Annotated in this window: 18 protein-coding genes; 14 read left to right on the top strand and 4 right to left on the bottom strand. The window is 72.5% G+C overall.

All coding sequences use genetic code 11. The features are described from left to right. The first annotated feature begins 54 nt into the window (after positions 1-54). Positions 55-381: a TIGR02300 family protein gene (locus GXW74_RS12115; RefSeq protein ID WP_211846767.1), complete on the top strand. Its 327-nt coding sequence runs from the start codon at positions 55-57 to the stop codon at positions 379-381. Positions 382-419: 38 nt separating this feature from the next. Here the strand turns inward: GXW74_RS12115 and GXW74_RS12110 are convergent, their stop codons facing one another. Next, on the bottom strand, positions 420-794 hold the full coding sequence (locus tag GXW74_RS12110) for a hypothetical protein (protein WP_211846766.1): 375 nt from the start codon (positions 792-794) through the stop codon (positions 420-422). Next, positions 791-1,057, bottom strand: a complete 267-nt coding sequence (locus GXW74_RS12105; protein ID WP_211846765.1) for a hypothetical protein — start codon at positions 1,055-1,057, stop codon at positions 791-793. Before GXW74_RS12105 ends, GXW74_RS12110 begins: the two co-directional genes overlap by 4 nt. Positions 1,058-1,241: 184 nt before the next feature. Between GXW74_RS12105 and GXW74_RS12100 the strand changes: the two genes are divergently transcribed. The 6 genes from GXW74_RS12100 to GXW74_RS12075 all read left to right on the top strand — a co-directional run bounded on the left by GXW74_RS12100 (position 1,242) and on the right by GXW74_RS12075 (position 7,571). After that, entirely contained in the window at positions 1,242-1,958 is a 717-nt protein-coding gene (locus GXW74_RS12100) for a superoxide dismutase (RefSeq protein WP_246523251.1), read from the top strand. A gap of 196 nt (positions 1,959-2,154) precedes the next feature. Beyond that, a complete protein-coding gene (locus tag GXW74_RS12095; RefSeq protein WP_211846764.1) occupies positions 2,155-3,390 on the top strand; it encodes an argininosuccinate synthase in 1,236 nt (411 codons plus the stop codon). 233 nt (positions 3,391-3,623) lie between these two features. Further along, positions 3,624-4,193 carry a hypothetical protein gene (locus GXW74_RS12090; RefSeq protein WP_211846763.1) on the top strand — a complete coding sequence of 190 codons (570 nt, stop codon included), beginning with the start codon at positions 3,624-3,626 and terminating at the stop codon, positions 4,191-4,193. Positions 4,194-4,604: 411 nt separating this feature from the next. Then, positions 4,605-5,762 (top strand): glutaredoxin family protein, encoded by a 1,158-nt coding sequence (locus GXW74_RS12085; RefSeq protein ID WP_211846762.1) that lies wholly within the window; start codon positions 4,605-4,607, stop codon positions 5,760-5,762. Positions 5,763-6,389: 627 nt separating this feature from the next. Next, entirely contained in the window at positions 6,390-7,028 is a 639-nt protein-coding gene (locus tag GXW74_RS12080) for a peroxiredoxin (protein ID WP_211846761.1), read from the top strand. Between the two features lie 60 nt (positions 7,029-7,088). Beyond that, positions 7,089-7,571, top strand: coding sequence for a Dps family protein (locus GXW74_RS12075; protein ID WP_211846760.1), 483 nt, complete (start codon positions 7,089-7,091; stop codon positions 7,569-7,571). Between the two features lie 71 nt (positions 7,572-7,642). On the opposite strand, the gene GXW74_RS12070 is transcribed toward GXW74_RS12075, so the two are convergent. Beyond that, complete coding sequence (locus GXW74_RS12070) at positions 7,643-8,656, bottom strand: SLAC1 family transporter (RefSeq protein WP_211846759.1); 1,014 nt, start codon at positions 8,654-8,656, stop codon at positions 7,643-7,645. 153 nt (positions 8,657-8,809) lie between these two features. Here GXW74_RS12070 and GXW74_RS12065 point away from each other — a divergent pair, with 153 nt between their 5' ends. Next, positions 8,810-9,766 (top strand): efflux RND transporter periplasmic adaptor subunit, encoded by a 957-nt coding sequence (locus GXW74_RS12065; protein ID WP_211846758.1) that lies wholly within the window; start codon positions 8,810-8,812, stop codon positions 9,764-9,766. Continuing rightward, entirely contained in the window at positions 9,763-12,912 is a 3,150-nt protein-coding gene (locus GXW74_RS12060; RefSeq protein WP_211846757.1) for an efflux RND transporter permease subunit, read from the top strand. Before GXW74_RS12065 ends, GXW74_RS12060 begins: the two co-directional genes overlap by 4 nt. Before the next feature lie 418 nt (positions 12,913-13,330). On the opposite strand, the gene GXW74_RS12055 is transcribed toward GXW74_RS12060, so the two are convergent. Further along, positions 13,331-14,350 (bottom strand): NAD(P)/FAD-dependent oxidoreductase, encoded by a 1,020-nt coding sequence (locus tag GXW74_RS12055; RefSeq protein WP_211846756.1) that lies wholly within the window; start codon positions 14,348-14,350, stop codon positions 13,331-13,333. 81 nt (positions 14,351-14,431) lie between these two features. On the opposite strand from GXW74_RS12055, the gene tsaE reads away from it, so the two are divergent. The 5 genes from tsaE to addA all read left to right on the top strand — a co-directional run bounded on the left by tsaE (position 14,432) and on the right by addA (position 23,488). Next, positions 14,432-14,890, top strand: a complete 459-nt coding sequence (gene tsaE / locus GXW74_RS12050) for a tRNA (adenosine(37)-N6)-threonylcarbamoyltransferase complex ATPase subunit type 1 TsaE (protein ID WP_211846755.1) — start codon at positions 14,432-14,434, stop codon at positions 14,888-14,890. Continuing rightward, positions 14,887-15,876 carry an aminoglycoside phosphotransferase family protein gene (locus tag GXW74_RS12045; RefSeq protein ID WP_211846754.1) on the top strand — a complete coding sequence of 330 codons (990 nt, stop codon included), beginning with the start codon at positions 14,887-14,889 and terminating at the stop codon, positions 15,874-15,876. The genes tsaE and GXW74_RS12045 overlap by 4 nt, the downstream gene beginning before the upstream one ends. Continuing rightward, positions 15,873-16,601 carry a nucleotidyltransferase family protein gene (locus tag GXW74_RS12040; RefSeq protein WP_211846753.1) on the top strand — a complete coding sequence of 243 codons (729 nt, stop codon included), beginning with the start codon at positions 15,873-15,875 and terminating at the stop codon, positions 16,599-16,601. The genes GXW74_RS12045 and GXW74_RS12040 overlap by 4 nt, the downstream gene beginning before the upstream one ends. A gap of 235 nt (positions 16,602-16,836) precedes the next feature. After that, positions 16,837-19,875: a double-strand break repair protein AddB gene (addB, locus tag GXW74_RS12035; RefSeq protein ID WP_211846752.1), complete on the top strand. Its 3,039-nt coding sequence runs from the start codon at positions 16,837-16,839 to the stop codon at positions 19,873-19,875. Between the two features lie 127 nt (positions 19,876-20,002). Continuing rightward, on the top strand, positions 20,003-23,488 hold the full coding sequence (gene addA, locus GXW74_RS12030; protein ID WP_211846751.1) for a double-strand break repair helicase AddA: 3,486 nt from the start codon (positions 20,003-20,005) through the stop codon (positions 23,486-23,488). Positions 23,489-23,527 lie beyond the last annotated feature (39 nt).

Genomic DNA, 23,527 nt, shown 5'->3' with positions numbered 1-23,527 from the left:
GACGTCGCCACGTCAACCCCTCGTGCAGGCCGGATTCCAATGAGGTCCCGCCGGATGGCAAAGCCCGAACTCGGCCTGAAGCGCAGCTGCGTCGCCTGCGGCACGCGCTTCTACGACCTGGCCCGCACCCCCGCCGTCTGCCCGAAATGCGGCACGGAACAGCCAGCGGAGCAGCCGCGCCTGCGCCGCGCCACGGCCAGCCCGATCCCCGACGAGAAGCTGAAGAAGCGGGCCGCCACGCCGGAGGCGGAAGCCGAGGACATCGAGGTGGAGGACGTCGAGGGCGACGAAGCGATCGAGGACGCCGAGGAACTCGAGGACGACGCCGAGGACATCGCCGAGGACATCGAGGTCGAGGCCGACCGCGACGAGGAAACCTGACCGCCCGCCGCGGGGGAGCCCCCGTGGCGGTCCGGCCCTCATTCGCGCTGGTCGGTGACCACCAGCGGACAGGCGTGGCAGGCCGCCGCGCCGCGCTGCGCATGCCAGCGACAATCCCGGCGGATGCCGCAGCGCGGCAGGGGCGCGGCCGCTTCGGCGGCATCGATCCGGGCGAGCACCCGTTCGATGATGCCGCAGCCCGTGCCCGTCCATTGGGCGCAGCGCCCCTCCAGGCAGGTGCCGGAGAAGCGGAACCGGGTCTCGGGGGAAGCATCCTCCCGCCGCAACCGCGCGACGAAGGCTTCGTCCGCCCGCAGCGGCGTGGCCAGGTGGGCAACGCGCCCATCCGGCCCCACCACGCCGATCACCAGGGCGCCCGGCTCGGCCGGCGCGCTCGGGCAAAGCCGCGTCATCGCATCCCCGCGAAGCCGATGACCTCCTTCTCCACCTCCGCGAGGGCGTCCAGGGTTTCGAGGCGCTCGCGGATGATCAGCCCGATCCACTCCCGCGGGAAGCGGATGCCGTAGTTCCGGCCACTATCGCTGCGGTAGCGCGACAGCACGTCCAGCACCACGCGCTGGATGCCATCGCCGATGTCGCTGGCGACCTTGTCGTCGATGTCGAGATCCCCGAGGTCCACGACGAAGCGCCTCGGTTTGCCGCGCAATCCGGACATGGAGTTCCTCCCTGCCTTGTGTCGCACGCCCTGATAGGCCTGGCGCCGCAGGGCGCACGCGAAAGTAGCAGGGATTTTCCTTCCGCCTATACAACAATATCGCGAATCCACGCCCTCTGTTGACGCGGCCATGCCGACGCCATCTCCTCCACGCCCACCGAAACGAGTGGAGGACGATCACGCCATGACGAACCGCCGCAGCCTTCTCATGGGCGGTGCCGCCCTTGCCGCCGCCGCGGGTTTCCGTCGGCCGGCCCATGCCCAGGCCCCTTCCGGGCCATTCACCCTCCCGGCCCTTCCCTACGCGCCCGGCGCGAACGAGCGCGCCATCGACGCCATGACGATGGAGATCCATCACGGCCGCCACCACGCGGCCTATGTCGCCAACCTGAATGCCGCGGTGAGGGACCATTCCGCGCTGGCGCAGATGCAGCTCGACGACCTGCTGCAGCGCCTGTCCCAGGTGCCGGAGGCGGTGCGCACCGCCATCCGCAACAATGGCGGCGGCCATGCCAACCACTCCATGTTCTGGGAGATCATGGGCGGCGCGGGCGGCGAGCCGACCGGCGACCTCAAGGCCGCGATCGACCGCGACCTGGGCGGGATGGAGAAGTTCCGCACCGACTTCAACACCGCCGGCACGCGGGTCTTCGGCTCGGGCTGGGTGTTCGTGGCGGTGACGCCGGCGGGCGGGCTTTCCATCGTCAGCAAGCCCAACCAGGACACGCCGCTGATGGATGGCGGGCGGGTGCTGATGGGCAACGACGTGTGGGAACATGCCTACTACCTGCGCTACCAGAACCGCCGGGCGGACTACCTGACGGCGTGGTGGAACGTGCTGAACTGGGAAAAGATCCAGGCACGCTACGACGCGGCGCGGAACGGGACGCTGCGCATGTGATGAAGGCCGGGGGAGGGGAACCCCCGCCCCGGACCCCCTCCCTTTTTTGTCCTTTGGAGACTGACCTCGGGGGTCAGTTCCCAAAGAGCCAAAGAAGGTTGGGGGGTTCGGGGGGAAGTTCCCTTCCCCCCGACCTTGCCTCTCCGCCTTTCGAGCGCCATACCCCCCGGGTTTCCGTAAGCCTGGAGAGCGCCCGATGCGCGTGAAGGACGTGAAGAAGGTCGTGCTCGCCTATTCCGGCGGGCTCGACACCAGCGTGATTCTGAAGTGGCTGCAGACCACCTACCGATGCGAGGTGGTGACCTTCACCGCGGATCTCGGCCAGGGCGAGGAGCTTGGCCCGGCGCGCGACAAGGCGTTGCTGCTCGGCATCAAGCCCGAGAACATCTTCATGGACGACCTGCGCGAGGAATTCGTGCGCGACTTCGTCTTCCCGATGTTCCGCGCCAATGCGCTTTACGAAGGCATGTACCTCCTCGGCACCTCGATCGCGCGGCCCCTGATCGCCAAGCGGCAGATCGAGATCGCCGAGCAGATGGGCGCCGATGCGGTGGCCCATGGCGCGACCGGCAAGGGCAACGACCAGGTGCGTTTCGAGCTCAGCTACTACGCGCTGAAGCCCGACGTGAAGGTCATCGCCCCCTGGCGCGAATGGGACCTGACCAGCCGTACCCGGCTGATCCAGTTCGCCGAGGAACACCAGATCCCGATCGCCAAGGACAAGCGCGGCGAGGCGCCCTTCTCGGTCGACGCGAACCTCCTGCACAGCTCCTCCGAGGGCAAGATCCTCGAGGAACCGTGGGACGCGCCGGATGAGATGGTGTGGCAGCGCACCATCAGCCCCGAGGCCGCGCCGGACAAGCCGACCGAGATCACCATCGAGTTCGAGCGCGGCGACGCCGTCGGCATCAACGGCGAGCGGATGTCGCCGGCGACGCTGCTGACCAGGCTGAACGCGCTCGGCAAGGAGAACGGCATCGGCCGGCTCGACCTGGTCGAGAACCGCTTCGTCGGCATGAAGTCCCGCGGCTGCTACGAGACGCCGGGCGGCACGATCCTCTACGTCGCGCACCGGGCGATGGAGAGCATCACGCTCGACCGCGAGGCCTGCCACCTCAAGGACAGCCTGATGCCGCGCTACTCGGAGATCATCTACAACGGCTTCTGGTTCGCCCCGGAGCGCCGGATGCTGCAGGCGCTGATCGACGAGAGCCAGAAGAGCGTCACCGGCACGGTCCGGCTGAAGCTCTACAAGGGCAACACGATCGTGACGGGCCGGCAGTCGCCGAACAGCCTGTATTCGATGAAGCACGTCACCTTCGAGGAAGACCAGGGCGCCTACGACCAGTTCGACGCCCAGGGCTTCATCAAGCTGAACGCGCTGCGGCTGCGGCTCGGGGCGATGGCGGGGCGCAAGGGCGGCGAACTCTAGTGAAATGGATCGGGGGAGGGGAACCTCCCCCGAACCCCCTGCCTTCCCTTCCAGGGCGCTGCTCCCTCGGCGAAGCACAGGATTCCCCGAGAAGGGGGAGGATTGAGGGGGAGTTCAGTCCCCCCGGCCTTGCCGCTTGTTCCCGAACCCGGCCAACAGGCCCGAGGTTTCCGAGGCGGCGCGATCCGTCCTACCTTGCCGGACGAACACGATTTCGCCTTCGAGGAGACGTCATGCGCGGCCCAGCCCTCCACCTTTGTGCCGTCGCGGCCGTCGCGCTCGGCCTCCTGTCCGGCGTATCGCCTGCCGCAGCGCAGGGCGTCTGCCCGGGGCGCGTCTCCGCCAATGCCTTCGCGCCCATCCCACGCGACGCCGCCATCGCCGTGCCCAATCGCACGCAGACCGAGAGTGAGCGGCGCCTGCGCGGTGCCGTCCTCGCCGCGCTGGCCAACGTCAATCGCCGTGTGGCGGACAATGCTCCCTTCGTCCTTTCCTGGCGCGGCGGCATCTCCGTCGAGGGCGACAATTTCGGCGGCTTCGGCGACACGATGCAGGACCGCACCTTCCGCGAGAGCGACGATCTCTCCTGGACCTCGGATGTGCCGCGCATGGGCGGCCGCCGCATCCCGACGCTGCGCGTGAGCGGCGTAGTCGAACTGAGGGAACGCGCCTCGGGCCGCGTGGTATGGACGGCCGTGCTGTCATGCCAGCGCCACGGCACCGATGACGAAGCGCTGTTCAGCCACTTGGCGACCGCCGTCGCGCCCTTGATCGGCCAATCCGCGGCCGGCCGTCCCTTCTAGCGCGGTTCCCGCTCGCCTGCGCTCGTGGCAGCCTCTCTGGCCCTTTGTTGTCACGAGCATCTTCGCCCCGCCGGGTGATTCCGCCTGATCGGGATCTCCCCCCGTGTCCTGCCGCCGAAGTCCTGGCGACTTCGGCACCAGGACATTCGCCTACATCTTCAGTGGCCTGCCCGCCCGCTTCGTGCGCCGGAGATCCGGCGAACTTCGCCGACATGACACCGGGCCGGGCCGGGCCGCGCCAGGCGCCTGCCGATGCCGCCGGCGGCACCGCATGGTAAGTAGCGACGCATGGATCGTCGCAACCAAGCCGTGAGTGCCGCGGCGCGGATCGCATCCGCGGCGGCACTTCTCGTCATTCTGACCCTGGCCCCCTCGCCGCGGCCCGCTGCCCCGCAGACGCCGAGCCCCAGCGTGACGCTGCACGTCTTCTGGAGCCTCGGTTGCCCCCACTGCCATCGCGCCCTCGAATTCCTCACCCGGCTCACGGCGGAAGACGACGAGCTCCGCCTCCGCCTGCATGAAGTCGAGCGGGACGCGGAGGCGCGGCGGCGCTTCGCTGCCCTGATCGATCGCCACGGCCTGCCGCCTGCCGTGCCCACCATCCTGATCGGGCCGCGTGTGCTGACCGGCTTCCTGGAAGGCGCCTCGGAAGCCCAGATCCGCGCGGCGATCGCCGCCTGTCGGACCAACCCTTGCCCCGATCTCGTCGAAGGGCTCGACAGCTCGGACCTTGGCGGCGCGTCCGCGGCTGCCGCCGGCGGTGGAGCGCGGGATCCCGGCCCGGCGCAGCCACAGGCGCCGGATTTGCCCGAGATGCTGCGCGTGCCCCTGCTCGGCGATTTGCGCCTTGCGGATCTCTCACTCCCGGCCGTCACGGTGCTCCTGGCCGCGGCAGACGGCTTCAACCCGTGCGCCATGTGGGCGCTGGCCTTCCTGCTCGGCCTGCTGCTGCCGATGCGCGACCGCGGCCGGATCTGGCTGCTGGGCGGCGTCTTCCTGATCGTCTCCGGCCTTGTCTACTGGCTGCTCCTGGCGGCGTGGCTCAACCTGGTGCTGCTGATCGCGGGCCTTGCCTGGATCCGCGTGGCAGTCGCGCTCGCCGCCGCCGCCGCGGGCGTGCACCACCTGCGTGCCTTCGCCGCGGGGCCGCAAGCGAGTTGCCCGGTCACTCAGGCCGCGCCGCGCAGGCGCATGCTTGATTCACTGGCCGAGCAGGCGCGCGGAGCCCGGCTGTTGGCGGCGGCTGGCGGTGTCGCACTGCTCGCGGTGGCCGTGAACCTGGTGGAGATCCTCTGCTCGGCCGGGCTGCCGGCGGTCTATTCGGCACTGCTGGCCCAGGCGCCGATCCCACCGTGGCAGCACCAGCTCTACCTGCTTCTCTATATCGCGGTGTTCATGGCCGACGACGTCGCGCTGTTCGCCGGAGCGGTGGCGACGCTGCATCTCACCAGCGCCGACACGCGCTATGCCCATGCCACGCGGCTGGTGGGCGGCCTCGTGATGCTGGCCATTGCGGGCCTGCTGCTTTGGCGGCCCGATTGGCTCGGCATGAGCGGACCGTTCGGCTAGAGCGGATGCCGATCAGGCGGAATCACTTGATCGGGCGAAGATGCTTGCGAAAACAAGAGGCTTAAGTGCTTGCCGTGCGCCGAGACGAACGGCAACAGCTCCAGGCAATCGTTACGATATCGCGAATTGCTGAGGAAGACATGTCCAGTCCTCCGAAGCGCAACCGGCGCATGCCCTGGTATGTCGGCCTGGCACTGACGGTCATGGCAATGGCCTATGCCGATGGGCAGATCCTGTAGGGCGGCTGCGGTGCGCCGCCCGTCACACCTTTCATCGCACTCCTGGTGATCCCCGCCGTCCACCTGGGACCGACGTGCATGCACATGACCCTGACCAGCCAGGATGAGCCTCGCTGCATGTCGGGCAGCGCCGCGGTCCTCGCCTTTCGGGACAGGGGGGGCGGGCGACAAGTCGCGACAGGCCGACGACACCGCGCTGCGAACCCTCTGCCGCATTCGGAGATCCAACCGCACCGCTCCGCCGTGCCACCAGACCCGACGCGCCGGGACAGGCCACGGTTGTCAGCGCCAATTGCCCACTCCTATCGGGGTCATAGGATATATAGAGTAGACCTTATGTTCGGATTTTCTAATGTCATGCCCGGTCGAACCAAGGAGCTGACCCGCCATGACATCCGTCGCCGGCCTCCCCCGCCTGAACGAGCCCGCGCCCGCCTTCCAGGCGCGCACCACGCACGGGGACCGCAGCCTCGCCGACTACCGGGGCAAGTGGCTCGTTCTCTTCTCCCACCCGGCAGACTTCACCCCGGTCTGCACCACCGAGTTCATCGCCTTCGCCCGTGCCGCCGACCGCTTCGCGGCGGTGAATGCCGAGTTGCTCGGCCTGTCCATCGACAGCCTGTTCTCCCACCTCGCCTGGGTGCGCAACATCGAGGAAAAGTTCGGGGTCATCATCCCCTTCCCGATCATCGAGGACCTCAAGATGGAGGTCGCCGCCGCCTATGGCATGGTCCATCCCGGTGCGGCCGACACCCAGGCGGTGCGTGCCACCTTCCTGATCGACCCCAAGGGCGCGCTGCGCGCCATGGTCTACTATCCGATGAGCAACGGCCGCAGCATCGAGGAGATCCTGCGCCTGCTCGTCGCGCTGCAGACCTCGGACGAGCACGGCGTCGCCACGCCGGAAGGCTGGGCGCCGGGTGGGCGCGTCATCGTCCCGCCGCCGAAGACCGCCGCGGCGGCTGCCAGCCGGGCCGGCGAAGGCTACGAGACCACCGACTGGTACTTCTCCACCCGGGCGCTGTGACGGCACCCTCGCCGGCGGGCACCTCGCCCGCCGGCGGCACCGCAGGAACGAGGACACGCCATGTCTTCCACCCAGATCCCGAATGACGACCGGGCCCGCGTCGCCGCCGCGCTCTCGGGCGTGCTGGCCGACACCTTCCTGCTCTACGTGAAGGTGCATGGCTTCCACTGGAACGCGCGGGGCCCTCGCTTCCGCATGCTGCACCTGATGTTCGAGGACCAGTACAACGAGCTCTGGAGCGCGCTCGATCCGATCGCCGAGCGCATCCGCGCCCTTGGCCAGCCGGCGCCCGGCACGCTGCAGGCCTATGCGGCGCTCAGCAGCCTGCCCGAGACCGCAGGCATGCCGAGCGCAAGCGAGATGATCCAGGCGGCGCTGTCCGGCCACGAGCATGTGGCACGCCGCGCCGCCGAGGCCCTGCGCGTGGCCGAGGCAGCGCAGGACGTGGTGACGGCCGACGTGCTGACCGAGCGGATCGGCAGCCACGAGAAGACCGCCTGGATGCTCCGCGCCCTGCTCGAGGACGGCGAGGCGACGGCCTGACCCGCACGCTGCCGGACCTCCTCCCGGATGGTCCGGCGGGCGCGGCGCGCCGGAGCGGCGGCCGCGCGGCGTCAGCCCTCGGGGCGCAACAGATGCCCCTGCGCGGCGGCGCGCAGCGTGGCGCCGGCCACCACGGCCAGGATGGCGCTCGCAGCCACCAGCACGGCCCAGAGCAGCGGCGCCTGCCAGGCGACCGGGTGCGCCGCGGCGGCCTGCTGAAGCGCGATGGCGAAGGCCGCGCTCGGGAAGGTCCAGCCCCACCACGACATGGCGAAGGGCCCGGAGGCGAGATCCGGCAGCAGCGAGAGCAGCACGAGGGCGATGAACACCGCGAGGCCCAGGGCGATCAGCGGCGCCGTACCGAAACCATGCGTCAGCCCCGCGAGCGCCAGCGCGCCGACGGAGGGCGGCGCCAGCAGGATCGCCAGGGTCGGGCGCAGCCGCGCCGGCAGGGCGGGGCCGGTGATGAGCCGCCCCAGCAGCAGGGGCTGCAGCAGGACCCAGAGCAGCGCCCCGAGGCCGAACAACATCCAGGACAGGACATCGAAGCCGAGCTTCGCCCCGATCACCGGGGCCAGGATATTGCCCACCAGCGGGATGAGCAGCGGTGGCGTCAGGGACGCGGCCTCCCGCGGGGCGCGGATCAGGCCCCGCACCGTCCAGACCGCGATCGCGACATGTGCCCCGGCCGCCACCAGCCAGATCGCCGCCGCGGCATCCCGCGCATACGGCAGCAACCCGCCCGCGAGGATCATCAGGCCGATCGTCGCGGCGCCGGCGAAGGCCGAGCGGACCGGGTGGCGCAGGTCGCCGCCGATGGCCTCCGGATGGCGCAGCATGCGGAGCAGATGGAGGCCGACGATCAGTAGCCAGGCCAGCCCAGCCGCCAGCAGCAGCGCCTCGCCGACGACACCGGGCGCGCCGAGCACATGTGCGGCTTCACGCCAGGCGAGCCCAAGCCCGCCGATCCCCATGGGGGCGGCGAAGAGTGGCAGGGGCAGGTGCTGCAGGCCGTGCGACGCATGCGCGGCGACGGCACTGCCCGGCCGGGGAAGCCCGGTCGTGGTGGGGGGTTGGCTATTCATAACGTTTTCCTTATATATGGACGCACCGCGAACGCAAGCCGAAACATCAGACCAGACGATGAACCCTTTCCGACATTCCCCGTCCGATCGCCTGGGCCCGGCAGGCCGGGCCATGCCTCCGTCGGCGGCGGGTCGGTGACAGGAGCTTCCCCGATGCGCCCGCTTCTGCCCTTCCTCCTGCTCATGAGCCTGCCGGCGGCCGCGGAGACGCGGCTCACCGTGATGCCGCAGACCGTCGCCGACGAGCGCCCGGTCTTCGCGACCGTGGAATCCGTCCGCGAAGTCGAGGCCCGAGCACGCATCGCCGGCACGCTCGCCGCGCTGTCCGTGCGGGAGGGCGACAGCGTCGCCGCCGGCCAGGTCATCGCGAGGGTCGAGGACGCCAAGCATCCGCCGCAGCTTGCCGCGATCGATGCCCGCCTGGCCGCGCTGGCGGCGCAGCGACGCCAGGCCGCGCAGGAGCTGGAACGCACCCGCGCGCTGCGCGCCTCGGGCACCGCTACCCAGGCGCGGCTGGACGATGCGCAGACAGCGCTCGACGTGGTCGAGGGCCAGATCGCCGCCGCCCAGGCGGAACGCGCCGTCACCGCCCAGCAGCAGGAGGAGGGAGCCGTGCTCGCCCCGCAGGCCGGCAGGGTGCTGCGCGTGCGCGGCACGGCCGGCGCCGTGGTGATGCCCGGCGAGGCCATCGCCACCCTCGCGACCGACCGCTACGTGCTGCGCCTGCGCCTGCCCGAGCGCCACGCGCGCTTCCTGCGCGAGGGCGATCCCGTCACCCTCGGCGCGCGCGGCCTGTCGGGCGGCACACCGCTCGGCCGCGGGCGCGTCCGCCTCGTCTATCCGGAACTGCAGCAGGGCCAGGTGGTGGCCGATGCGGAGGTGGAGGGGCTCGGCGACTTCTTCGTGGGCGAGCGCGTGCGCGTGACCATCGCCGCCGACCTGCGGCAGGCGATCGTGATCCCGCACGCCTTCCTCATCGCCGGCGCCGGGGTGGACCTGGTGCGGCTCGAGTCCGGCGCGCTGGTGCCGGTGCAGCGCGGGCCGGTGCGCGGGGAAGAGGTCGAGATCCTCTCCGGCCTCGCCGCCGGCGACGTCCTGGTGCGGCCGTGAGCCTCGGCATCTCGGGCCAGCTCGCCCGCGTCTTCATCCGTTCCCCGCTGACGCCGCTGCTGCTGGTTGTCTCGGTGGCGGTCGGGCTGATCGCCCTTCTCGCTCTCCCGCGCGAGGAGGAGCCGCAGATCAGCGTACCGATGGTGGACATCTCCGTCCGCGCGGACGGGCTTTCCGCACCGGACGCGATGGAGCTGGTGACGCGTCCGCTGGAGGCCATCGTCACCGCCATCCCGGGCGTCGAGCATGTCTACAGCCAGACGCAGGACGACGCGGTGATGGTCACCGCCCGCTTCCTGGTCGGCACCGATGCGGACGACGCCATCCTGCGCGTGCACGAGAAGCTGCGCGCCAACTGGAACCGCATCCCGCTGGGCATCCCGGAGCCGCTGGTGGTCGGGCGCGGCATCAATGACGTGGCGGTGGCGGTGGTCACGCTGCGCCCGAACGACCCGGCCGACACGCGCTGGGATGACGCCGCCCTGCACGAGGTGGCGGACCGGCTGCTCTCGGAACTCGCCACCATCCCCGAGGTCGGGCTGACCTATCTGGTCGGCGGCCGACCGACCGAGTTGCGCATCGAACCCGACCCGGCGGCGCTGTCGCGCCACGGCATCACGCTGAACCAGCTCGTGGAGAAGCTGCAGGGGGCGAATGCCTCCTTCCAGGCCGGACAGCTTCGCACGCAGGGCCGCACGCTGGCCGTGCAGGCCGGCGAGACGCTGCGCGGCGTGCCCGATGCCGGGCTGCTGCTGCTCACCGCTTCCGACGGCAGGCCGGTCTATCTCGGCGACGTGGCGCGCATCACGGCGGCACCCGCGCCGGTGGAGGCGCGGCTTTGGCGCCTGACGCGGGGCGCGGACGGCGCCTGGGCGCGCGCGCCGGCCGTCTCGCTCGCCATCGCCAAGCGGCCGGGCGCCAATGCGGTCGTGGTGACGCGCGCGGTGCAGGCGCGGCTCGCCGCCCTGTCTGGCCGCATCATCCCTGCCGGCATCGCCGCCGACCTGACGCGCGACTACGGCGCCACGGCGCAGGAGAAGTCGGACGAGCTGCTGTTCCACCTCGGCCTCGCCACCCTGTCCATCGTCGCACTCGTCTGGCTGGTGATCGGCTGGCGGGCGGCGGCGGTGACCGCGGTGGTCATCCCGGTGACCATCCTGCTCACCCTCTTCGGCGCGCTGATGCTGGGCTACACGCTCAACCGCGTGTCGCTCTTCGCGCTGATCTTCTCGATCGGCATCCTGGTGGACGATGCCATCGTGGTGGTCGAGAACATCGACCGCCACTGGGCGATGCGGGACGGGCGGGACAGCGCGACGGCGGCGATCGAGGCGGTGGCCGAAGTCGGCAACCCGACCATCGTCGCCACGCTGACCGTGATCACCGCGCTGCTGCCGATGATGTTCGTCTCCGGCATGATGGGACCCTACATGGCGCCCATCCCGGCGGTGGCCTCGGCCGCCATGGTCTTCTCCTTCTTCGTCGCCATGGTGCTGACGCCGTGGCTGATGGTGAAGCTTGGCGCCTCCCGTGCCGCGCATGGGGAAGACCGGCTGGGCCGGATCTACCGCGCCGTAGCCGCGCGCGTGATCGAGCGCCGCGCCGCCGCCTGGCTGTTCCTCGGCGCGACCGGCCTCGCCACCGTGGCGTCCATGGCGCTGTTCTACACGCGTGACGTGACGGTGAAGCTGCTGCCCTTCGACAACAAGTCGGAGCTGGCGGTGATGCTCGACATGCCGGCGGGCAGCAGCCTGGAAGACACCGAGCGCGCGCTGCTCGCCGCCGCCGAGCTGCTGCGCGCGGTGCCGGAGGTGGAAGGCGTCACGCTCAATGCCGGCACCGCCGCGCCGTTCAACTTCAACGGCCTGGTGCGGCACAGCTTCGCGCGCCAGGCGCCGCGGCTGGGCGACCTCGACATCCAGCTCGCCGAGCGCGGCCACCGCGCGCGGGAGAGCCATGCCATCGCGCTCGAGGTGCGCGCCCGCCTCGCGGCGCTGCCGCTGCCCGAGGGCGCGCGGCTGCGGGTGGTGGAGGTGCCGCCGGGCCCACCCGTGCTCGCCACCCTGCTCGCCGAGATCTACGGTCCCGATGCCGAGAGCCGGCGCGCCGCCGCCACCGTGGTGCGCGACGCCTTCCGCCGCGTGGACTTCCTTGTGGACCACGACGACACCTTCCCCGATCCCGGCGCCCGGCTGCGTATCCGGCTGCTGCCCGATCAGCTCGAATTCCATGGCGTCGAGGAAGCCGCGGTGCACGACACCATCCGCGCCTTGCTCGGCGGCGTGCCGGTGGGATGGTCCCATCGCGGTGCGGGGCGCAACCCGCTCGCGCTGGTCATCCGGCTGCCGAAGGAACGGCTCGCCCTGTCGGAAGCGCTGCTGGTCACGCCGGTGCCTGGGCGCCGCGGGCCGGTGGAACTCGGCTCGCTCGTCGAGGTGGCGGAGGAGCCGGCCTTCCCTCTGATCTTCCGCCGCAACGGCCGCGCCGCGGAGATGGTGATGGCCGAGCTCGCCGGCGCCTACGAGGCACCGGTCTACGGCATGCTCGCGGTGGCCGGGGAGTTGCGCCGGACGCCCGGCGCACCTGAGGTCCGTCTCGCCGGACAGCCCGACGACCCTCCAGCGCCGGTGCTGCTGTGGGAAGGCGAATGGGAGGTCACGCGCATCACCTTCCGCGACATGGGGGCCGCCTTCGCGGTCGCGCTGCTCGGCATCTACGTGCTGGTGGTGGCGCAGTTCCGCAGCTTCCTGCTGCCGCTGGTGGTGCTGGTGCCGGTGCCGCTGGCGCTGCCCGGCGTGGTGCTGGGCCATGCGGTGACGGGCGCGGCCTTCACCGCGCCGTCGATGATCGGCTTCATCGCGCTCGCCGGCATCATCGTGCGCAATTCCATTCTGCTGGTGGATTTCATCCGCCACGCGCCGCGCGATGGCCGCAGCATGCGGGCCCTGGCGCTGGAAGCCGGTGCGGTGCGCTTCAAGCCGATCGCGCTGACCGCGGCGGCGGCGATGATCAGCGCCGGCTTCATCATGGCCGACCCGATCTTCCAGGGCCTGGCGGTGGCGCTGCTGTTCGGGCTGCTGTCCTCGACGCTGCTGACGGTGCTGGCCATCCCGGCGCTGTACCGGGTCCTGCGCGATCCCACCTGACCGGGCGAAGCCCGGCGGCGGGGCAATGTCCGCCCCACCGGGCATTGCCCGGGGCTCGGCGAGCGAGGGCGTTGCCCCCGCGCATCCTTATGCCAACGGCCGCGATTCGCGACCGCCGGTATCCGGCCGTTCCTGCCCTCGGACGCCGGGCGCAAACCTCCGGTTCGCCTGGCCTCGCCGGACTGCCGGCGGGCCGCGTTCCGGATTCCCGGTCACGTTGCAAGGCAAGGTGACCGGGTGCCCGTCGCGGCCTCGGCACGAGCCGGGAACGCGTGCCGCTGGCACTATGCCGGTGCCGGCCAGCGCTTCGGCTGGCACGGAGTGACAGTCCTGGTCTGGCGCGCAGCCGCCACACCAGCCCTGCGCGCGATACCGCTCTCCTTGCTGACGACGACGTCCTCGGCAAGGCTCCGCCGTATCAGTCCCCGGCCGGTACGCCCTTCGAGGTCGAGTACTCGAAATGCAGCGCCTCGCCCGGGAACACCCGGGGATGGATCGCATGCGCCGCCATCGCCGCCTCGCTGAACCCCTGCAGGATCAGCTTCAGCTTGCCCGGGTAGGAGGCGATGTCGCCGATGGCGAAGACGCCGTCCACATTGGTCGCACAGGTCGCCGGCTCCACCGTCACGTGGTGGCGGTCCAGCGCCAGCCCCCATGCCGCGATCGGCCCGAGTTCCATCGACAGCCCATAGAAGGGCAGCAGGTGGTCGGCCGGGATGTCCTTCTCCTCGCCCTTCAGCGTGGAGACGACGACGGCTTCGAGCTTGGAACCGTCCCCCTTCAACGCATGAAGCTGGAAAGGAATCGCCATCTCGATCTCCCCGCGGGCCGCGGCGGCGTCGAGCTGCGCGGCGGACTCCGGCGCGGCGCGGAATTTCGGCCGCCGGTGCACCACCGTGACCTTCGCCGCCACCTGCTTCAGGGAAAGCGCCCAGTCCACCGCCGAATCGCCGCCGCCCGCGATGACCACGCGCTTGCCGCGGAAATCCTCCCGTCGCGCCACCAGGTAGCGCACGGCGCCGGAGGCCTCGTACCCCGCGAGCCCCTCGATCGGCGGCCGGTTCGGCCCGAAGGCCCCGGCTCCGGCGGCGATGATCACCGCCTTGCACCGGATGGTGTCGCCGGCGGAGGTGTGGAGCTCGATGGTCGCGCCATCCCGCCCCAGGCGTTCCACGCGCCGGCCCAGCAGATAGATCGGCGTGAAGGGCGCCGCCTGGTGCTCGAGCTTGCCGATCAGCTCCGCGGCGCCGATCGCCGGATGCGCCGGGATGTCGTAGATCGGCTTTTCCGGATAGAGGGCGGTGCATTGCCCGCCCACCGCTTCCAGCGCGTCCACCACGACGCATTTCATGCGCAGCATGCCGCATTCGAAGACGGCGAAGAGGCCGACGGGCCCCGCACCGATGATCGCGACATCCGTTTCGATGACGGCCGCCATGGCCACTCCCCCGAATCCTGGCCCGCGTGATAGACGGGACGGCCCAAGGATCATAGCCGGGCGGCGCCCGGTGCGCCCCCCATGCCCCGGACACTGACGCTGGACCTGCCCGACCTCTCCGCCACCCATGCCCTTGCCGCGCGGCTCGCGGGGCTGCTGCGGGCGGGGGATGCGGTGCTGCTGGAAGGCCCGCTCGGCGCGGGCAAGAGCGAGCTGGCCCGCGCCGTGCTGCGTGCCGCCGCCGGGGATCCCGCGCTGGAGGTGCCGAGCCCGACCTTCACACTGGTGCAGTCCTACGACCTGCCGGCCGGCCCGGCGCATCATTTCGACCTCTATCGCCTGGACGGGCCGGAAGGCCTGGACGAACTCGGCTGGGAGGAAGCGCGGGAGGGTATCGTGCTGGTGGAATGGCCGGAACGGCTGGGCGAGGAACGTCCCGAAGGCGCCCTGACCGTCGCGCTGGAACCGATGGCCGACGATCATGCGCGCCGCGCCCACCTGTCCGGCTGGGATGCTCGGCTGGAGGCGCTGGCGGCATGAGGGACGCAGGCGACATCCTGCGCGACGCCGGTTTCGGTACGGCGCGAGTCGAGCCCTTGCCGGCCGATGCCTCCTTCCGCCGCTATGCGCGGCTGCATGGCGGACCGCGACCCGCCCTGCTGATGGATGCGCCGCCGCCCGAGGATGTGCGGCCCTTCCTCGCCATCGCGCGGCACATCGCCGGACTCGGACTCTCCGCCCCCGGGATCATCGCCGCCGATGAGGCGCGGGGCTTCCTCGTCATCGAGGATTTCGGCGAGGCCACCCATGCATCGCTGCTCGATGCCGGCGCCGACCCGCTGCCACTCTATCTCGAAGCGGCCGAGGCGATGGCCGCCCTGCACGCCGCCCCGCCGCCCGATGACCTGCCCGCCTGGGACGGCGCGGCGATGGCGCGCGCGACCGCGGCGACCTTCCTCGACTGGTGGTGGCCCGCGGCGATGGGCGCGCCCGCCGACGACGCCACGCGCGCGGAGCTCGACGCCGCGCTGTGCAGCATGCTCGCCCCCTTCGCCGAGGCCGGCTGCTTCGTCCATCGCGACTTCTTCCCCGCCAACCTGATGCGGTTGACGGAGCGCAGCGGCCCCCGCCGCACCGGGCTGCTCGATTTCCAGGACGCGGCGCGCGGCAGTCCGGCCTACGACCTGGTCTCCCTGGTCGAGGACGCCCGCCGCGACGTGGCGCCGGACATCCGCGCCGCCGCCATTGCGCGCTACCTCGACGCCCGCAGCGACCTGGACCGCGAGGCCTTCGCCGCCGCCATGGCCGCCTGCGCCGCGCAGCGCCACCTGCGCGTCGCAGCACTCTGGGTGCGGCTCGCGCGGCGCGACGGCAAGCCGCGCTACCTGGTCCATGGGCCGCGCTGCTGGCGGCTGCTGGACCAGGCGCTACTGCACCCCGCGACGCGCCCGCTGCGCGACTTCCTCGATGCGCGCGTGCCCGCCGCGCTGCGCCGCAACCCGATGCCCGTGACGGAGCCCGCATGATCACCCTCACCCATGCCATGGTGCTCGCCGCCGGCCTCGGCACGCGCATGCGGCCACTGACCGATGACCGGCCGAAACCCCTGCTGGAACTGGACGGGCGATCGCTGCTCGACCACGCGCTGGACCGCATCGCGGCCGCCGGCGTGACGCAGGCGGTGGTGAATGCGCATTGGCGCGGCGAGCAGATCGCCGAGGCCATGGCACGCCGCGAGCATCCGCGCATCACGCTGCAACGCGAGGACAAGCTGCTCGAAACCGGCGGGGGCGTGACGACGGCGCTGCCGATGCTCGGCGACGCGCCCTTCGCGGTGGTGAACGGCGACGCCTTCTGGCTCGACGGGCCGACGCCGGCGCTGTCGCGCCTCGCCGCGGCCTTCGACCCGCAGGAGATGGACGCGCTGCTGCTGATGGTGCGCACCACCCAGGTGGACGGCGTGGTCGGGCTGGGCGACTTCCTGATCGACCCGATCGGCCGCATGCGGCGGCCGAAGGAACGGGAGATCGCGCCGTATCTCTACGCGGGCGTGCAGATCCTCTCGCCCGCATTGTTCGAGGGCGCGCCGGACGGGGCCTTCAGCCTGAACCGGCTCTACGACCGCGCGATCGAGAACGGACGGCTGTTCGGCCTGGTGCATGACGGGGTGTGGTTCCACCTCTCGACACCGGAAGACCTGCACCACGCGGAGGAAACCCTGCGCGCGGGGCTGGTGCGGGCGCTGTTCTGATGGGGCGGAGGGCGTGCGAAGAGGGGCTTCGCCCCCCTCTGGACCTCCCCCCACCAGAGGCCGAAGGTCCTCTGGACAGCGTTGTTTCATCGGCGGATTGGCGGAGGGGCGGGGCGCACGCGCGGCGCTCCTCCGCCAATCCGCCGATCAGGTCGAGGTTTCCAAAGGCCCTTAGGCCTTTGGCGGGTGGGGTTCCGGGGAGGGCAGAGCCCTCCCCGCGCGACCGTCGCGCCCAATGAACCTCTTCGCCATCCCGCCTCACGCGCCGTTCCTCGACACCCTCGCCGCCGGCGTGCTGGCGCGCCTGCCGTCCGATGCGCCCGACGCCCTCGCCCGCGCCACCATCCTGCTGCCCACGCGCCGCGCCGCGCGCGGCCTGCGCGAAGCCTTCCTCCGCGCCGCCGGCGGCCGTGCCCTGCTGCTGCCGCGCATGCGCGCGCTGGCCGGCCTTTCCACCGAGGAAGCGGACGAACTGGCGCTGCCCGACCTGCTCGACCTGCCGCCCGCCGTCGCGCCACTGACGCGCCAGGCGGTGCTGGCGGAGATGGCCGGCCGCGTCCCGCGCCGCGCCGGCGGTCCCGCCACGCCGGAACAGGCCTGGCTCCTGGCCGGGGAGCTCGCGCGCCTGTTCGACGAGATCGCGCTCGAAGAACCCGACCTCGCCATGCTCGAGACCGCGCCGCCGGAGGAATTCGCCGCCGCCTGGCTCGCGCGGCTGGATGGGCTGGTGCCGGACCGCCACGCGCAGCACTGGCAGATCACCACCACCGTGCTGCGCGCCGTCGCCACCGACTGGAACACTTGGCTGAACGGCCGGGGCCTGCTCGACATCGGCGTGCGTCGCGTGAAGGCCCTGGCGGCCCAGGCCGCCGCGTGGCGCGCCGCGCCGCCGGAACACCCGACCATCACCGCCGGCATCGGCGCCGGCGGCACCATTCCTGCCGCGGCGGCGCTGCTGCGCGTGCTCGCCGCCGCGCCGCAGGGCGCCGTTGTGCTGCAAGGCCTGCCGGAACCCGTGGACGCGACGCTGTGGGAAGCGATCCGCAAGGCGCCGACGCATCCGCTGGCCGGCCAGGCGCGGCTGCTCGCGGCGCTGGCGGCGACACCCGCCGAGCTCCGCCCGTGGCACGAAGCGGCACCGGAGGGCGCCGTGCCCGACCGCGCCGTGCTGCTGGGCCGCGCCCTGCACCCGGCGGAGGGTCTCGACACCTGGACGCAGCGCGACCCGGCGCGCTGGTCCGCCGCGGCCGCCGGCATCACCCGCCTGGTTGCCGCCGACGCGCAGCAGGAAGCGGCCGCCATCGCGCTGCTGCTGCGCGGGGCGATCGAGACGCCCGGCCGCACTGCCGCCCTGGTTACGCCGGATCGCGACCTGGCGCGGCGCGTCTCCTCGGAACTCGCCCGCCATGGCATCACCGCCGATGATTCCGCCGGCGAACCCTTGGCCGAGACACCTGCCGCGACCTTCCTCCGCCTCATCGCGCGCATGGTCGCGGAAGGCTTCGCGCCGGTGCCGCTGCTTTCGGTGCTGAAGCACCCGCTCTGCGCCGGGGGGATGGATCGCGCGGAATGGCTGGCGGCGGCGCGCATGCTGGAACGGCGCGCGCTGCGCGGGCCGCGCCCGGCGCCGGGGCTGGCCGGGCTGCGCGCCACGGCCGTCGCGGCCTGGAAGGGCAGCATGCCGGCTCCGGTCGAAGCGCTGCTGACCGCGCTGGACGCCGCACTGGAAGGCTTCGCGACGCTGCCCGACAGCCCGGCGCGCCCCGCCGCCGATCTCCTGGCCGCGCATATGGCGGCGGCCGAGGCGCTCGCCGCCACGCCGGACCTGCCCGGCGGCCTGCGCCTCTATGCCGGCGAGGAAGGCGAACCCCTCGCCCGCCACCTGCACGATCTCTCCGAGGCGCTGCCGCACCTGCCGCCCCTTTCGCCCGCCGACTGGCCGGACCTGTTCGAGGCCGCGCTCGCCGGCCCCGTCGCGCCCTCCCTGCGCGCCGTGCGCGGGCGCGGCGACGCGGCGCATCCGCGTATCGCCGTGCTCGGCCTGCTGGAAGCGCGGCTGCAATCCTTCGACCGCGTGGTGCTCGGCGCGCTCGAGGAATCCGTCTGGCCGCAGGCGACCGAACCCGGCCCTTGGATGAGCCGCCCGATGCGCGCCCAGTTCGGCCTGCCGGAGCCGGAGGCGCGCATCGGCCGCGTGGCGGCGGATTTCCTCACCGCCGCGGCGGCGGCGCCGGAGGCGGTTCTCTCCACCGCCGCGCGGCGCGGCGGCTCGCCGACCGTGCCGGCGCGCTGGCTGACGCGGCTGGACACTTTCCTCGCCGGGCAGGACGGGCTGGCGCTCGCGCCCTCCCCGGCGGCGGGATGGGCGGCGGCGCTCGATGCGCCGGCCACCGTCACGCCCTGCCCGCGCCCCGCGCCCGCGCCGCCCGCCGTCGCGCGGCCGCGCCGCCTGACCGTTTCCGATGCCGGGCTGCTGATCGCCGATCCCTACGCCTTCTATGCGAAGCGCGTGCTGCGCCTCGCGCCGCTGGACGCGCTCGAGGAAGATGTCGGCGCCATCGAGTACGGCACCCTGGTGCACGACGCGATGGCGGGCTTCCTGCGCGCGCTCGGCACCGGCTGGCCCGGTGCGGAGGCCGCCGCGGAGCACTGGCGGCGCGCCAGCGAGACCGCGCTGGCCGCCCACGCGGATCGCCCGGGCATCCTCGCCTTTTGGACGCCGCGGCTGGCCAATATCGGCGCCTTCGCCATCGCCGAGGAGGAGGCGCTGCGCCGCGCCGGCGGCCTCGCCGCCTGTCTGGTGGAGACCAAGGGCACGGCGCTGCTCCGCCTGCCGGAAGGCGAGGTGGAGATCGAGGCGCGCGCCGACCGGCTCGACCACCTGACTGCCGGCGGCTGGCGCGTGGTGGACTACAAGACCGGCACCGTGCCGAAGCCGCGCGACCTTGCGGAAGGCAACGCGCCGCAACTGCCGATCGAGGCCTGGCTGCTGCAGCAGGGCGCCTTCCCCGGCAGCGAGGGCGGCACCGCGACGGAACTCGTCTACTGGCGCCTGACCGGCGGCGAAGTGCCGGGCGAGGTCAAGGCGATCGACGCCACCGCCGAGGACTACGCGGCGATCGCGCGCGAGAGGCTGGAGAACCTGGCGGCACGCTGGCTGCTCGGCGAGGCGCCCTTCGCGTCGCGGCCGCATCCCTCGCGCAGCGCGCCGGGGGGCGAGTACGACCATCTGGCGCGGATCGAGGAATGGTCGGCAGGAGTGGGCGAGGCATGACGGAAGACGTCCGGGGGAGGGGAACCTCCCCCGAGCCCCCTCCCTTCTCTGGAACTTGGGAACTGACTTCGGCTGTCGGTTCCCAAGTGACAAGAGAAGGAGGGGGTATGGGGGAGTTCACTCCCCCATGACTCAAACCCCTCGCCAGCGCGCGGAACACGCCCAATCCCGCGCCTCCGACCCCGCCGCCTCCGCCTGGGTCGAAGCCAGCGCCGGCTCCGGCAAGACCAAGCTGCTGACCGACCGCGTGCTGCGCCTGCTGCTCGCCGGCGTGGAGCCGGGGCGCATCCTCTGCCTCACCTTCACCAAGGCTGCGGCGGCGCAGATGGCGACGCGGCTGGCCAAGGCGCTCGGCGGCTGGGCCACGGATGAGGACGGCAAGCTTGCCGCCACCCTCGCCACGCTGACCGGTCGCGCGCCGGGCGAGGACGAATTGCGCGCCGCGCGCGCGCTTTTCGTGCGCGTGCTCGAACAGCCGGGCGGCATGCGCATCTCCACCATCCACGCCTTCGCGCAATCCCTGTTGCGCGCCTTCCCGCTGGAAGCCGGCCTCGCGCCGCAATTCGCCGTGGTGGAGGACCAGGAGGCACGCGCCATGCTGGCGCGGGAGCGCGAGGCGGTGCTCGCCGGCGCGCCGGACCGCGCGGCGCTGGCGCATCTCGCGCGGCTCGTGCCGCCGGACCGCTTCGCCGAGGTGCTCGGCACGCTGGCCCAGTCACGCGGCCGCCTGCTGAAGGCGGTGGATAGCCGGCAAGGGCTGGCGGGATTCGAGGCCGCGCTCGCCCACACGCTCGGCCTGCGCGTGGGCCAGGCGACGGAGGACGCCGTGCTGCGGGCCGCCTGCGCGCTGGAGGAAGCACCGCTCATCGCCGCCGCGCGCGCGCTCGGCCGCAGCGGCAACGAGAAGACCGACCAGCGCAACGCCGCCGCGATGATCGCCTGGCTGACGGCGGATCAGGACGCACGCATCGCCCGCTGGGACGAATGGCGGCGCATCTTCGTCACCGGCGACAACACCGTGCGCAAGACGCTGGTCACCGGGGACAAGCGCATCGCCGGCGACTACGCGACGATCCTCGCCGCGATGCAGGATGAAGGGGAACGCATCGTCGGCGTCGAGAACGCCCGCGCCGCCACCCGCGTGCTCGCCGCCACCATGGCGCTGCTCGCCATCGGCACGCCGGTGCTGAAGCGCTACGAGGCAGCGAAGAACCGCGCCGGCATGCTCGACTACGACGACCTGATCGCGGGCGCGCAGCGGCTGCTCGAGGACCCCGGCAGCGCCTGGGTGCTGTTCAAGCTCGATGGCGGCCTGGACCACGTGCTGCTGGACGAGGCGCAGGATTCCAACCCCGACCAATGGGGCATCGTGCGTGCCCTGACCGGCGAGTTCTTTGCCGGCGAGGGCGCGCGCGAGCAGGGCCGCACCATCTTCGCCGTCGGCGACGTCAAGCAGTCCATCTACGGCTTCCAGGGTGCCGACGCGGAAGGCTTCTCCCGCGAGCGCACGCATTACGGCGCCGTCGTGCCGCAGGCGGGGCTCGATTTCCGGCCGGTGCCGCTCGACGTCTCCTTCCGTTCCACCGCGCCGGTGCTGGCGCTGGTCGATGCGGTCTTCGCCGAGGGCGCGGCGCGGGAGGGTGTGGTCGAGCCCGGTGCGACGCTGCGCCACTACGCGGACCGCGCCGGCCAGGCCGGCAGCGTCGAGCTCTGGCCGCTGCTCCAGGTGGCCGAGGCCGAGGCCCCGCCCGCCTGGGCGCCGCCCGATGCGCCGGTCGACGGCGAGGGCGCGGCGCAGCGCCTCGCGACGCTGATCGCCGCGCGCATCCGCCACATGCTGGACCACGAGACGCTGCCCGCACGCGTCGAGAAGGGCCGTGAGGCCGAGCAGCCGAACGGCCGCCCGGTGCGGCCCGGCGACATCCTGGTGCTGGTGCGCACGCGTGCCCGCGGCGGCTTCGTCGCCTCGCTGGTGCGCGCGCTGAAGGACCTGCGCATCCCGGTCGGCGGCGTCGATCGCATGGTCCTGGCCGAACAGGTGGCGGTGCAGGACCTGCTCGCGCTCGCCGACGTGCTGCTGCTGCCCGACGATGACCTCTCCCTCGCCGCGCTGCTGAAATCTCCGCTGGTAGGGCTGTCGGAGGAGGAGCTCTACGACCTCGCCCAGCCGCGGACCGCATCGCTGTGGATGGCGCTGGCGGCGCATCGCGGGGCGGAATCGCGCCTCGGCCGCGTGGCCGGCTGGATCACCGCGCTGCTGGGGCGGGCCGACCTCGCAACGCCGCACGCGCTCTTCGCCGCGGTGCTGGGCGGGCCGGGGCCGCTCGACAGCCGCGCGGGGCGGGCGCGCATGCTGGCGCGGCTCGGCCCGGATGCGGCCGACCCGATGGACGAGTTCCTCGCCGCCGCGCTGGAACACGAACGCTCCCACCCGCCCTCGCTGCAGGGCTTCGTCCACCGCCTGCGCGGCGGCGGCGCGGAGGTGAAGCGCGAGGCGGAGGGCGCCGGCAACGCCGTGCGCATCATGACCGTGCACGGCGCCAAGGGGTTGCAGGCGCCGATCGTCATCCTGCCCGACACCACCGGCGCGCCGCCCGACCGCGCGACGCTGCGCTGGATCGAGGACGACCTGCCCGCCTGGGCGCCGAAGCAGGAAGGCTTCGCTGCCCCGGCCCTCGCCACCCGTCGCCAGCAGGACCGCGACAACGAGGCGAAGGAACAGCACCGCCTGCTCTACGTCGCCCTGACGCGCGCCGAGGACCGGCTGGTGGTCTGCGGCTGGCAGGGCAAGAAGGAGGTGCCGCCCGGCTGCTGGTACCGGCTGGTGGAGCAGGGCTTCGCCCGCCTGGACGGCGCCGCGGAGTCCCCCTTCGACGGCCCGCACGACCCCTTCCCGGCCGAGGCCACCATGCGCCGCCTCGACGGCGCACAGGCGGCGGCGCCGAAGGCCGAGGACCCGCCGCGTGCGCCGGCGGCTGCTGCGGCCCTGCCCGAATGGGCGCGCCGCCCGGCACCGCCCGAGGCACCGGAAGGGGCCGTCGCCCCCTCCGCCCTGCCCGGTGAGGAGGAGACCCCGGCCGCCCCGCCGCGCCCCTCCGACGATCCGCGCGGCCTGCGCTTCCGTCGCGGCCGGCTGGTGCATGCGCTGCTCCAGCACCTGCCCGACCATCCTCCGGGGCACCGTGACGACGTCGCGCGCCGCTTCCTCGCCCGTCCGGGCCATGGCCTGGACGCGGGGGAACAGGCGGCCGTGCTGGAGGAAGTGGCGGCGCTGCTGCGCGAGCCGCTGGTTGCCGCCGCGCTCGGACCCGGCAGCCTGGCCGAGGCGCCGCTCGCCGGGCGCGTCGGCGGGCGGCTGATCGCCGGTCAGGTGGACCGCCTGCTGGTCGAGCCCGACCGCGTGCTGGTGCTGGACTACAAGACCAACCGCCCGCCGCCGACGGACCTGGCCAAGGTGGCGCCGCTCTACCTGCGGCAGATGGCGGCCTATCGCGCCCTGCTGCGCGCCGCCTTCCCCGGCCGGCGGGTGGATTGCGCCCTCGTCTGGACCTATGGCGCGCGGGTCATGGCGCTGCCGGATGCGGTGCTCGACCCGCACGCGCCGCAGGCGTGAAGCGGGCCTGCGTCCTCGGCCTCTTGCGCCGGAGGGCGC

This window comes from Neoroseomonas eburnea (genome assembly GCF_018129005.1).
In the GTDB taxonomy this organism is placed as follows: domain Bacteria; phylum Pseudomonadota; class Alphaproteobacteria; order Acetobacterales; family Acetobacteraceae; genus Neoroseomonas; species Neoroseomonas eburnea.
Note: the sequence above shows the minus strand (reverse complement) of the source record. Positions and strands in the feature narration are given on the sequence as shown.

What these genes read in the sequence shown, in the direction of transcription:
- GXW74_RS12095 (WP_211846764.1), top strand. Translation starts at nt 2,155, where the DNA reads ATGCGCGTGAAGGACGTGAAGAAGGTCGTGCTCGCCTATTCCGGCGGG.
- GXW74_RS12100 (WP_246523251.1), top strand. Translation starts at nt 1,242, where the DNA reads ATGACGAACCGCCGCAGCCTTCTCATGGGCGGTGCCGCCCTTGCCGCC.
- addA (WP_211846751.1), top strand. Translation starts at nt 20,003, where the DNA reads ATGACTCAAACCCCTCGCCAGCGCGCGGAACACGCCCAATCCCGCGCC.
- GXW74_RS12070 (WP_211846759.1), bottom strand. Translation starts at nt 8,656, where the DNA reads ATGAATAGCCAACCCCCCACCACGACCGGGCTTCCCCGGCCGGGCAGT.
- GXW74_RS12065 (WP_211846758.1), top strand. Translation starts at nt 8,810, where the DNA reads ATGCGCCCGCTTCTGCCCTTCCTCCTGCTCATGAGCCTGCCGGCGGCC.
- GXW74_RS12075 (WP_211846760.1), top strand. Translation starts at nt 7,089, where the DNA reads ATGTCTTCCACCCAGATCCCGAATGACGACCGGGCCCGCGTCGCCGCC.
- GXW74_RS12080 (WP_211846761.1), top strand. Translation starts at nt 6,390, where the DNA reads ATGACATCCGTCGCCGGCCTCCCCCGCCTGAACGAGCCCGCGCCCGCC.
- addB (WP_211846752.1), top strand. Translation starts at nt 16,837, where the DNA reads ATGAACCTCTTCGCCATCCCGCCTCACGCGCCGTTCCTCGACACCCTC.
- GXW74_RS12105 (WP_211846765.1), bottom strand. Translation starts at nt 1,057, where the DNA reads ATGTCCGGATTGCGCGGCAAACCGAGGCGCTTCGTCGTGGACCTCGGG.
- GXW74_RS12115 (WP_211846767.1), top strand. Translation starts at nt 55, where the DNA reads ATGGCAAAGCCCGAACTCGGCCTGAAGCGCAGCTGCGTCGCCTGCGGC.
- GXW74_RS12040 (WP_211846753.1), top strand. Translation starts at nt 15,873, where the DNA reads ATGATCACCCTCACCCATGCCATGGTGCTCGCCGCCGGCCTCGGCACG.
- GXW74_RS12090 (WP_211846763.1), top strand. Translation starts at nt 3,624, where the DNA reads ATGCGCGGCCCAGCCCTCCACCTTTGTGCCGTCGCGGCCGTCGCGCTC.
- GXW74_RS12110 (WP_211846766.1), bottom strand. Translation starts at nt 794, where the DNA reads ATGACGCGGCTTTGCCCGAGCGCGCCGGCCGAGCCGGGCGCCCTGGTG.
- GXW74_RS12045 (WP_211846754.1), top strand. Translation starts at nt 14,887, where the DNA reads ATGAGGGACGCAGGCGACATCCTGCGCGACGCCGGTTTCGGTACGGCG.
- GXW74_RS12055 (WP_211846756.1), bottom strand. Translation starts at nt 14,350, where the DNA reads ATGGCGGCCGTCATCGAAACGGATGTCGCGATCATCGGTGCGGGGCCC.
- tsaE (WP_211846755.1), top strand. Translation starts at nt 14,432, where the DNA reads ATGCCCCGGACACTGACGCTGGACCTGCCCGACCTCTCCGCCACCCAT.